Raw genomic sequence first — 1,624 nt, forward strand, 5'->3', positions numbered from 1 at the left:
CTAGAAGATCACTGAAAATGTTGCGGGTTCTGGCCCCGGGCCGGCAGGGCCGGGGCCAGTCTTGTAGGCATGCAGGGGGAATGGGCCGGGGAGATGGCCGGGCCGGACGTATGGGAGACCTGCCGTGAGTTGATCCCGGCCGGGAGCGTGTTCGCGTTTTTGGCCGAACACCGGGAGGCACTGTTCCCGCCGTCGATGTTCGCGGACATGTATCCCTCGTCCAACGGCCGTCCGAGTCTGCCGCCGCAGGTCTTGGCCGCCACCGTGGTGCTGCAGAGCCTGCAGGGGCTGTCAGACTTTGAGACGGTCCAGGAACTGCGGTGTGATCTGCGGTGGAAGGCGGCCTGCGGGCTGGGCTTGTACGACATGGCCTTCGATCCGTCGCTGCTGACGTACTTCCGGCGCCGGCTGCGCCACTCGGCCGATCCGATGCGGATCTTCACCGAGGTCAAGAACGTGGTGGCCGCGACCGGGGTGCTCAAGGGCAAGCAGCGACGCGCTTTGGACTCCACCGTGCTCGATGACGCGGTGGCCACACAGGACACCGTCACCCAGATCATCTCCGCGATCCGCCGGGTGATCCGCGAGGTCCCCGGAGCCCAGGAGGTGGCCGCGGAGCACTGCCGCGCGCACGACTACACCGACCCGGGCAAGCCGAGGATCGCCTGGGACGATGAGCAGGCGCGCGCCGCGTTGGTGGATGCTCTGGTCACCGATGCCCTCAACCTGCTCGGGCACCTGCCCGAGCAGGAGTTGGGCGAGAAGGCGGCGAACGCGGTCGGTCTGCTGGCGCTGGTCGCCGGGCAGGATGTGGAACCGGCCGAGGACTCCGACGGACGCGACGGCCGCTGGCGCATCGCCCGGCGCACCGCGGCCGACCGGACGGTGTCCACCGTCGATCCCGACGCCCGGCACATCCACAAAAACCGCACCCGCCACCAGGACGGATTCAAGGGACACGTCTCCTTCGAGCCGGAGAGCGGGCTGTTCACCGCCGTCGCTGTCACCGGCGGCTATGGTCCCGGCAACCACGAAGCGGCCGTTGCCCGTGATCTGCTGGAGGAGGAGGACGGCGACTTAACCGTGCTCGGCGACTCCGCCTACGGCACCGGCGAGCTGCGTGAACAGTTGCAGGCCGCGGGCCACACCCTGGTCATCAAGCCACCGCCGCTGCGGCAGGTGATCCCCGGCGGCTTCACCATCGACGACTTCCGCATCGACCCGGCCGCCGGCACCGCGACCTGCCCGGCCGGACACACCGCCAACCTCGGCCAGGTCAAAGCCGACGGGGCCCGCACCGCCCAGTTCAAACGCCTGTGCACCGGCTGCCCCCTGCGCGAGCGCTGCACCACATCCAAGACCGGACGCACCCTCAACGTCCACCCCCAGCACGAACTGCTGACCGCCGCCCGTCGAGAGGCCGCGGACCCTGCCTGGCAGGCCGAATACCGCAGATGGCGGCCCCCGGTCGAACGGGCCATCGCCTGGCTGGTCGCAGGCGGCAACCGCCGCGTCCCGCACCGCGGCATCATCGCCAACAACCTCTGGCTCCACCACCGCGCCGCCGCCCTCAACCTCCGCCGACTGGTCAACCTCGGACTCACCCGCACCAGCGGCACCTGGC

1 protein-coding gene is annotated in these 1,624 nt (G+C 69.8%); it reads left to right on the plus strand.

Features of this window, described 5'->3' with window-relative positions:
- Window positions 1-69 precede the first annotated feature (69 nt).
- Window positions 70-1,624: IS1182 family transposase (locus tag GRC12_RS44295; RefSeq protein ID WP_208786073.1), on the plus strand; the 1,555-nt coding region annotated here is incomplete at its 3' end.

Origin of the sequence: Streptomyces griseorubiginosus, from assembly GCF_017614965.1 — a bacterium.
In the GTDB taxonomy this organism is placed as follows: Bacteria; Actinomycetota; Actinomycetes; order Streptomycetales; family Streptomycetaceae; genus Streptomyces; species Streptomyces griseorubiginosus_B.